At 33.2% G+C, this 9231-nt stretch carries 8 protein-coding genes; 2 read left to right on the top strand and 6 right to left on the bottom strand.

Translation table 11 applies throughout. The features are described from left to right. Positions 1–97 precede the first annotated feature (97 nt). On the bottom strand, positions 98–877 hold the full coding sequence (locus NK213_RS17730) for a tetratricopeptide repeat protein (protein ID WP_253351680.1): 780 nt from the start codon (positions 875–877) through the stop codon (positions 98–100). Between the two features lie 15 nt (positions 878–892). Beyond that, the gene (locus NK213_RS17725) at positions 893–1528 is read right to left on the bottom strand and encodes a hemolysin III family protein (protein ID WP_253351678.1); all 636 of its coding nucleotides are present in this window, start codon (positions 1526–1528) and stop codon (positions 893–895) included. Between the two features lie 81 nt (positions 1529–1609). Between NK213_RS17725 and glpQ the strand changes: the two genes are divergently transcribed. Then, the gene (glpQ, locus tag NK213_RS17720) at positions 1610–2614 is read left to right on the top strand and encodes a glycerophosphodiester phosphodiesterase (RefSeq protein ID WP_253351676.1); all 1005 of its coding nucleotides are present in this window, start codon (positions 1610–1612) and stop codon (positions 2612–2614) included. A 187-nt stretch (positions 2615–2801) separates the two neighbouring features. Here glpQ and NK213_RS17715 read toward each other — a convergent pair whose 3' ends face one another. Then, complete coding sequence (locus NK213_RS17715; RefSeq protein WP_253351674.1) at positions 2802–3098, bottom strand: DUF6506 family protein; 297 nt, start codon at positions 3096–3098, stop codon at positions 2802–2804. A gap of 171 nt (positions 3099–3269) precedes the next feature. Here NK213_RS17715 and NK213_RS17710 point away from each other — a divergent pair, with 171 nt between their 5' ends. Then, the gene (locus NK213_RS17710) at positions 3270–4643 is read left to right on the top strand and encodes a DKNYY domain-containing protein (RefSeq protein WP_253351672.1); all 1374 of its coding nucleotides are present in this window, start codon (positions 3270–3272) and stop codon (positions 4641–4643) included. Positions 4644–4798: 155 nt separating this feature from the next. On the opposite strand, the gene NK213_RS17705 is transcribed toward NK213_RS17710, so the two are convergent. The 3 genes from NK213_RS17705 to guaB all read right to left on the bottom strand — a co-directional run bounded on the left by NK213_RS17705 (position 4799) and on the right by guaB (position 9150). Then, on the bottom strand, positions 4799–5809 hold the full coding sequence (locus NK213_RS17705; RefSeq protein WP_253351670.1) for a hypothetical protein: 1011 nt from the start codon (positions 5807–5809) through the stop codon (positions 4799–4801). 21 nt (positions 5810–5830) lie between these two features. Continuing rightward, positions 5831–7537, bottom strand: coding sequence for an adenine deaminase (gene ade, locus NK213_RS17700; RefSeq protein WP_253351668.1), 1707 nt, complete (start codon positions 7535–7537; stop codon positions 5831–5833). 152 nt (positions 7538–7689) lie between these two features. Next, positions 7690–9150 (bottom strand): IMP dehydrogenase, encoded by a 1461-nt coding sequence (guaB, locus tag NK213_RS17695; RefSeq protein WP_253351666.1) that lies wholly within the window; start codon positions 9148–9150, stop codon positions 7690–7692. Positions 9151–9231 lie beyond the last annotated feature (81 nt).

The raw sequence follows: 9231 nt of genomic DNA, 5'->3' as shown, positions 1-9231 counted from the left end.
CATAATAAAGTCCTCCTGTTTTTAGTTTATCATAAAAAGATTTTTTTATTTACAGACTTTTTATCACAGGCTCTTTTCATTTATAAACTAAGTTATTTTAATGATCTTTTTTCGCCAGCTCTTTCAGATAATATTTAGCAGGGCTGTAATCTTCCTCAGCTGCCATTTTATAATATTCTTCTGCTAGATCAAACCGGTTTTTCGACTGGTAGAATTTTCCCAGATAGAACATAGACCTTGGGTGATTATTGTAGTCTACGCCCATTTTGTAATATTCCACTGCTAGCTCTTCTTTGTTTAGTTTTTCATATAAAATTCCCAAATTACACATTGCTTCTGATTTATAGAATTTTTCGCCAAAATCTTTAGGTTCTGAATCAATTGATTTTTTATAATATTCTTCTGACAGATCATATTTTTTCATCTTAAAATACAAGAAGCCTAAACTATGAAGAGCCATATTATATCCGGAGTTTAAAGCCTGCTCTAAAAATTTCAGAGCAGCAGTATACTTTTTTTCTCTTATATATAAAACTCCTAAAGCATTTATTGCACGGGGATTTCCATTTTTAGCAGCACTCATATAGTATCTTTTGGCAGTTTTACTTTTATCCAGTAATGAATATGAAAAGCCGACAGCATACATTTCAGCAGCCCTTTTTTCAGGATCAGTTTCTAGTGCAGCAACAATTTCATTACATTTTATAGATAGTATTATTTTTTTGTCCATAAGAAAATCATTGCCTAAATATTTGATTTCCTGTTTTGATTTTTTCAGATATTTTTCCGCGTTTTTATAATTTCTCTTTTTTAGTCTTAATATTTTATCCTCCAGAGAAAATTTTCTTATTTTGTCTTTTATTATTCTTGTGTACATCTTCATTCTCCTAAATTAAAGTATAAAATAAACTGCAAAAAAGTGTGCAATACTTCCGAAAATAACAAATATATGCCATACAAGATGGTGATACTTGAATAGGCGCCACATGTAAAATAATGTACCGATAGTGTAGAAAACTCCTCCAAGTATAAGGAAGAACAGCGAAAGATTGTTAATGCTTGCAAGAAGATCATTCCACACAAAAACCACAAGCCAGCCCATTATAATATACAAAAGCGTGGAAAAAACAACAAATTTCTGTATAAAAAAAGATTTGAATACTATTCCGAGAATACATATAAACCATTCAATGACTAAAAGTGTAATCCCCTCTTTTCCGCCTACTACAATAAGAAGAAAAGGAGTATATGTAGATGCTATAAGAACGTAAATAACTGAATGATCAAGAATTTCAAATACTTCCTTTGCCTTATTCCATCTTAAGGCATGAAAAATGCTTGAAGTAGTATACATAAGTATAAGGGCGCTCCCAAAAATAGTGAATGAAACTATATCTAAAGTGTTTCCGAGAGAAACAGCACGGATTATCAGAATTATTAATGCAGCAACAGAGAGAACCCCGCCGGCAGCATGGCTTATAAAATTAGCCAGTTCTTCCCCAAAAGGGAATTTATTAATTATTTTCATATATGCTCCTTAATTAATGTGATATAATGAATTGTAAAATAAAAAGCAGGAAAATGCAAATTATTTAAAGGAGGGTAAAATATGAAAAAGATTTTAGCTGTTATGTTCTTACTTTCAATGGCTGTTTTTAGTGATACAGTAGTTATTGCACACAGAGGAAACAGCGGAAAATATCCTGAAAATACTTTAGAATCCTTTAATAGTGCGAAATATTTCGCTGATTATCTGGAACAGGATCTTCAAATGACTAAGGACGATAAACTTATTGTTTTTCATGATACTGTCCTTGATAATGTTACTAATGTGAAACAGGTTTTTCCAAAGAACAGGACTAGGAAAAACGGAAAATATTATGTTGTTGATTTTACTCTTAATGAGCTGAAAACACTGCGTGTGACGAACCGTTATTTTATTTTGTGGAAGTTTAAATTTGAGCAGTTTAAAAACAGGGACTATAATTCTGACGATGCTGCCAAAATAGCTTCTTTTGAAGAAGTGCTGGACTTGGTGGAAGATTATAATAAAAAAAATAATGGAAAATTAGGAATTTATCCTGAACTGAAAGATGTATGGTTTTATAAAAGTGAAGGCAAGGATACCACAATTGCTCTGTTTGATGTATTGAAAAAATATAATTATAATGATAAACAGGACGAAATTTTTATACAGTCATATGACAGTACAGAATTACAAAGAGTAAAAAATGAAATGAATCCTGAGTATGGTGTTGATTATAAGCTGGTTCAACTGATACCGAAAAGAAAAAGCGGGGATATAAAAGTATTTCGTGATGGTAAAAAAGAAAAGTATAATTATAAATATTTTTACACAAAAAACGGACTGGATGAAATGAAAAAGTATGCAGATGCCATAGGACCGGATAAGAGTCTTATTTACGGAAATAAAAGTAAGGAAGATTATTACAGATATGCCAAAGAACTGGGATTTTTAGTTCATGCTTATACATTTAATACTGAAAGAGTGGGGAAGGGATTTCAAAGTTACCAGGAAGAAGTGAAGTATTACAGAGATGTATTAAAAGTTGACGGATATTTTACTGATTATCCGGGGATAGAGATAAAATAGAAAAATAAATAAATTATAAAAGAAAATTTATTTATATATATACAAAAAGGGCCGATATCAAAACAGAACTTATTTATAAATTAATAAGAAAATATTGTATTAATAAAAATAATAAATATAATATTTTGTATTTAAATATTTTAAAAGAATCTATTATGATATATGTCCCTTTTTTTGTTAAGAAAATTTATGAGAAAAATTTCGCAAATAAATCATCCTGATCAGGGTTATGAACTACATAACCTATTGCTATTTTACCCTCTGTAAGGGAAATAAGCTCATCTGCCAGTTTCTGCCCGAAAGCACCGCATAGTTCCACTGCACCGTAGCCGCTGTTTGCAAGCTCTGTTATTTTCAGCTTGGCTTCCTCAGGATTACGAACTGTATACAGGCAGGAAATAAGGTTTCCCGTTTCAAAACAGACTTGATGCTGCTCTGTGTTAAAATCCGGCCCCATTAATAAAAAGGCATATTTCTTTTTCATGTGTTGATCCTCCTGACTCTTATATTTATTACTAATATTATAACACACTTTATAAATTATGATAAACTGGAAATAGTGATGTATTTCAGGAAAAACAGGCAGCGGATAAGAGAACAGATATATAAATAATTTTGTATTATTAATTATTATGAAATAAAAGGAGTTGTTAGTATGATAAAAAAAATAATTCTGCTTTTTCTAATTGTTACAGCTGGTATATATGCAGATGAATTCGTAAGAACAGGCGGATCTTTGGAGATGAAAAAGTGCGGACGAAAAAGCCATTGGGAGTGTACGGAAATTAAGGACGGCAGTATTGTGAAAATTAGAGATTTTGAGGGGGATAAAGAAAGGAAGTTCGTTACTGACGGGAAAAATATTTATTATCAGAATGAAAATAATGATTCAGGAAGTGTAAAATATTATTCTGTATTTGAGACAGCAGATGCGAAAACTTTCAGTATTATAAATGATTCTCTGGTAAAAGATAAGAATCATGTGTATTATATTACAAGACGGGAAAACATAACTCTGAAAGATGCTGATCCGAAAACTTTTGAATATATAGGCGAGTCTTATCCTTTGGTATATGCAAAGGATAAAAAGAAAGTGTATGTAATTGAAAAATTTGGCAATCCTGTTTATGTGATAAAAAATGCTGATCCAGCTACATTTGAGCTGTTAAAGGAGAATTATTCCAAAGATAAAAACAGTGCGTATTTTCAGGAAAAGCCTGCAAAGGGGATAGATGCAAAAACATTTGAAGTTTTGGGATATTTTCATGTAAAAGATAAGAATAATATATATATGAGGGCACAGTATGATTATGAACCTGTAAAGGGCGCAGATATAAAAACCTTTGAAATATTAACACCGCTCTATACAAAAGACAAAAATCACGTTTACTACGACAGCGAAATTATTGAAGGAGCTGATTCGCTGACTTTTATATTGATGAAAAGAATAAAAGAAAACGAATATGATTATGCAGAGGATAAAAATAGCGTGTATTATAGGGGAGAGGAAATTTTGGAATCAGATCCTTTGACATTTGAGACAATAAATTCTAATTTTGCCAAAGATAAGAATAACGTGTATTATAAAAGCAACAGCAGAGTCGTGATTACAGGAATAAATGAAAATAAAACTTCAAATGAGAAAAATAATGTTGAAATGTCTGAAATTACAGTGTCTGATGAAGTTATGAAACAGGTATACACAGGAGAAAAAACTTATTATGAAATAAAGGAACTAAGTAAGCCGTCATTCGGCAATATATCGGAAAAAGTGAAAGCGTCGTATTGTGAGCCGGAAAAAAATAATTCGTGGAAAAAACTTGAGAATGCTGATCCTGTTACTTTTGAGATAAATTATGAAATAAAGCAGATTATACCTGCAAGTATATATTCTTCATCAGGAATTCCGCGGATTGCAGTGTCATACATGTCCAAAGACAGCAGAAATTACTATATTGATTCATGCCGTATAAATGAAAATCAATGGAAAGGACTGAAAAGCAAGTATACCAGCCTTTCTAAAAAATAAAAATAATCTGATAAAAAAATGTATCTCAAAATCAATGTTTATAAGTCGATTGAAAGATACATTTTTTATATTATAAATTTATTTAGTATTTTATATATTCCGGTTTTTATCATCAGAAAATTCAAAGTCAGAAAATGCTGGAAGAATCTGAAGTTCTATGTTAATTGATTGATAAATATATCTTCATCAATAAAAACAGTCACAGGGTCATCATCTTTACTGCTGGTCTGTGCTGCCAGAAGAGTTCCTATCCGGTCAAAATACACAATACGGGAACATAGTGTATTATCATCTTTTAAGCTTTTATAAATTTGGTTTGCCGGAACAGGTTCATAGCCATGAAAGGCAACTTCACCAAGTCTTTTCATCTTCACAGGGTCAAAAAGAAAATGACGGTAATTCATATTCTGAACAATTGTTAGTCCGTTTTTTAGATAAATCATATTGTAGCCCGGCATTGATTCTTCATCATCAAAGTCAATTTCTGCCTGTTCCGCAAGAAGTTTATACTGCGGATAGGAAAAATGTGCATAGGTCTGGGAATCATTTTCAAGGGTGATCATCTTAGTTCCGTCAGGTGACCATGCGGGCGTTATATAAGAATTATGCTTAAATAATTCTGTTAGTTCAATCTGGCTTGTATATTTACATTCAAATAAACTTATTCCATCCTGTCCCGCTGCCAGCTCAAGTATAATATTATCTGAATCGGGAATATCTGATATACGCAGACTACTGTCGTATAACAAATCATCTATCTCGTGGAAAGCCAGCAAAGATCCGTTGATACTGTCAAATATAGAAATACGCAAACGGATTTTACTTAATTTTTCAGCAGCCCAGATATAATTACCGTTTTTAGAGTAAATCAGGCACACAAATGAACCATTTTTTTCCCAAAGCATATCAGTATTAAAATCATTTACAGCCAGAGAGCCGTCTTTCAAAATCACAGCGGCTTTTTTGTCTGAAGGATGAAATGAAACTGTATTATAGCTTAACTGTGCATCAGTATTTAGCTTTCCGGTATTTTTCAGGTTATATTCTGCATCAGGAGTATAAATATTATGATTTACATCATAAAAAAATATAAAATCAGTAAAATTATTACGGGAAATATATTTATATACTCCTTTACAGATTTTCTCAGGTTTGATTAATATCATAGCAATACCTCAAATAAAAATTTAAACTTCAATGTCCACAAAGCCGAATTTTTCTACATCAAAGAGTCCCATATCAGTTATTTTCAGCTTTGGAATAACAGGAAGCGATAAAAATGACAAAGATAAAAACGGACTAAAATTACCACTGAATCCTATTTCTATCAAAGCCTTGTTTAGTTCTTCGAGATTTTTAAGGACTTCATTAACAGGCTTGGAAGTCATAAGTCCTGCTGTTTCCAGCGGGAGTACAGCGAGAACCCTGCCGTCGGAAACTACAGTAATACCGCCGTCAAACTCTTTTAAAGTCTTTAATGCAAGTGAAAAATCCTCGTTATTATATCCTGTCATAATGAGATTATGTGAATCATGTCCTATAGTAGTGGCAATAACACCTTTTTTTATTTTCAGACCGTGGAGTATTCCACGTCCGACATTATTATTATCAGGGTTATGTCTTTCTATAACAAAGAGCTTTACAGCGTCTTTTTCAGAATCAGGAATAAAATTGCCGCTTTTATCAATATCTACTTTCATAATATGTTCATTAGTAAAAAGATTATTAGGAACAAGCCCTATAGCACGTATTTCATCAGACTTCAATTTTATTTCCCAGTTAATATCATCTGAAACACAGATTTTATGGTTCTTTATTTTTAAGAAATCTGTCTTTGGATTTTCGTCTATTAATTTTCCATCTTTGTAAACTGATGAAACAGTAAAATTCTCAAGATCATCAAGAATAACAAGGTCAGCTTTTCTGCCGGGGGCTATCGCACCTCTGTCATGGAGTCTGTGTGCCTTTGCAGCATTATATGATCCCATCTTTATGGCAAGAAGAGGGTCAAGTCCGTAATTAACGGCTTTTCTTACACAATAATCAATGCTTCCTTCTTTTTCAATATCGATTATTTCCTTATCATCAGTACAGAAACATATCAAATCATTATTTTTATAATTGACATATTTTATCAAAGCTTCAAGATTTCTCGCAGCTGTGCCTTCTCTTATAAAAACATACATTCCTCTTTGCAGTCTTAATTTCATTTCTTCGTAAGTTTCACACTCATGGTCAGTTGTTATCCCTGCCGAGATGTAGGCATTCAGCCCTTGAGCGCTGATAGAGGGAGCATGACCGTCCACAGCAAGATTCAGAGACTTTGCATCATATATTTTCTGTAAAAGATCAGTGTCTAATCCCAAAAGTCCGGGATAGTTCATTAATTCCCCAAGTCCCAAAACACGGGGATGAGAATAAAAACCTGTCAGATCAGCTGCTTTCAATACAGCGCCTGAACTTTCATACTGAGTAGAGGGAACACATGACGGAAGCATGATAAAAATATCAAGTTCAGTATTCTCAGTAGAATCTATCATATACTGAATTCCTTCGGTTCCCATAACATTAGCGATCTCATGCGGATCGATAACAGCAGTGGTAACTCCGTGTTTCAAAAGTACAGTGGAAAAATTTTCCGGGATAATAAGTGAAGATTCTATATGTACATGTGCTTCGATTAATCCTGGGGAAACAAATTTCCCGTTAAGGTCGATAATTTTTTTAGCATTATGGTATTCTCCTATACCAACGATCATATCATCAAGAACAGCTATATCGCCTTCCATTATTTCAAGTGAAAAGACATCTATGATTTTTGCATTTTTAAACACTAAATCAGGAAGTGTCTTTTCAGTTGCTGCGTTTATTAATTCCGAAATATTTTTAGTCATACAGCCTCCTATATAATACGCGGTTTTATTGATACTGCGTATAATTCAAAATATAAATTTCTTTTTTCATATAAAAAATGAAAAATTTCGTAAAAAATTTTATAAAAAAATATCTCTTTTTTTGTTTCAGAGATATTTTTTTGTCTGCGCAGTTACTTTGAAGCCTGATAATTCGGGGCTTCTTTAGTGACTATTACATCATGAGGATGACTTTCTTTTAATCCTGCATTAGTTATTTTTATAAATTTTGATTTACTCTTCAGCGATTCGATATCCGGTGTACCGCAGTATCCCATACCAGAACGCAGTCCTCCGCAAAGCTGGAAAATAGTATCTTTTAGTCTCCCTTTGAACGGAACCATAGACTCAATTCCTTCAGGAACAAGTTTTTCAGTAGCAGATTCCAACTGAAAATAACGGTCTTTACTTCCTCTTTTCATTGCAACCAAAGATCCCATACCTACATAAGTCTTGAATTTTCTACCGTTAAAAAGAACTTCCTCTCCGGGAGCTTCTTCTGTTCCTGCAAGAAGGCTGCCTAACATAACACAGTCAGCACCTGAAGCAATTGCTTTTACTATATCGCCTGAAAGTGTTATTCCTCCGTCTGCAATTACAGAAATTCCCTGTTTTCTGCAATAATCGTAAACTTCCATAACAGCAGAAACCTGAGGAACACCCACACCTGAAACCACTCTTGTAGTACAGATAGAACCAGGGCCTATTCCTACTTTTACAGCATCCACGCCAGCTTTGATAAGATCAGCGGCAGCATCTTTAGTAACAATATTTCCGCCGATAAGATCAAGTTTCGGGAATTTTTTTCTGATCTTTTTAATAGCTTCCACCACGCCTTTTGAATGTCCGTGTGCAGAGTCAACAGTAACTACGTCCACGCCTGCTTTTACAAGGGCAGATATTCTGTCAATTGTATCTTTTCCTATTCCTACAGCGGCACCGACTCTTAATCTTCCGTGTTCATCTTTTGCTGCATTGGGATAATTTATTATATTATCAATATCTTTTATGGTAATAAGGCCTTTCAGCTTATTATTCTTAACAATAGGGAGCTTTTCTATTCTGTGTTCAAGAAGAATCTGCTTTGCTTCCTCAAGAGTAGTCCCTACAGGTGCAGTAACAAGATTTTCCTTTGTCATAATATCTTTTACTTTTATAGTAAGGTCATCTCTGTATTTCAAATCACGGTTAGTAATAATTCCAATAAGCGAACCGTCTTTTTCAATAACAGGAAGACCGGAAATTTTGTAATGTTTCAAAAGCTCGTTTGCCTCACGAAGAGTAGCATTTTTTGTCAGTGTAATAGGATTGGCAATCATTCCGCTTTCATATCTCTTTACTTTTTCTACTTCTTCAGCCTGTCTCTCTATAGTCATATTTTTATGAACAAAACCCATTCCGCCTTCACGGGCAATAGCAATTGCCAGTTCTGATTCAGTAACCGTATCCATTGCGGCACTGAGTATAGGAACATTAAGCTCTATGTTTTTAGTAAGTCTGGTTTTGAGTGAAACCTCGTGAGGAAGGACAGAAGAAGCCTGCGGAACCAGTAATACATCATCAAATGTTAACCCTTCGCCAATAATTGTAGCCATTTTTTATTACCTCCTTGTATAATATGTTTGTAGTTAAAAAAGCTAAATTAACTACTTAAAATCTTTGTTACTTTATGTAAT

The sequence above is a fragment of the Sebaldella sp. S0638 genome, assembly GCF_024158605.1.
Lineage (GTDB): Bacteria > Fusobacteriota > Fusobacteriia > Fusobacteriales > Leptotrichiaceae > Sebaldella.
The sequence above is the reverse complement of the archived record's forward strand: the minus strand, read 5'-3'. Positions and strand labels throughout refer to the sequence as shown.

Bases quoted from the DNA above. Each gene is read 5' to 3' on its own strand.
- NK213_RS17730 (WP_253351680.1), bottom strand. From the start codon at position 877: ATGTACACAAGAATAATAAAAGACAAAATAAGAAAATTTTCTCTGGAG.
- ade (WP_253351668.1), bottom strand. From the start codon at position 7,537: ATGACTAAAAATATTTCGGAATTAATAAACGCAGCAACTGAAAAGACA.
- NK213_RS17725 (WP_253351678.1), bottom strand. From the start codon at position 1,528: ATGAAAATAATTAATAAATTCCCTTTTGGGGAAGAACTGGCTAATTTT.
- glpQ (WP_253351676.1), top strand. From the start codon at position 1,610: ATGAAAAAGATTTTAGCTGTTATGTTCTTACTTTCAATGGCTGTTTTT.
- NK213_RS17715 (WP_253351674.1), bottom strand. From the start codon at position 3,098: ATGAAAAAGAAATATGCCTTTTTATTAATGGGGCCGGATTTTAACACA.
- NK213_RS17710 (WP_253351672.1), top strand. From the start codon at position 3,270: ATGATAAAAAAAATAATTCTGCTTTTTCTAATTGTTACAGCTGGTATA.
- NK213_RS17705 (WP_253351670.1), bottom strand. From the start codon at position 5,809: ATGATATTAATCAAACCTGAGAAAATCTGTAAAGGAGTATATAAATAT.
- guaB (WP_253351666.1), bottom strand. From the start codon at position 9,150: ATGGCTACAATTATTGGCGAAGGGTTAACATTTGATGATGTATTACTG.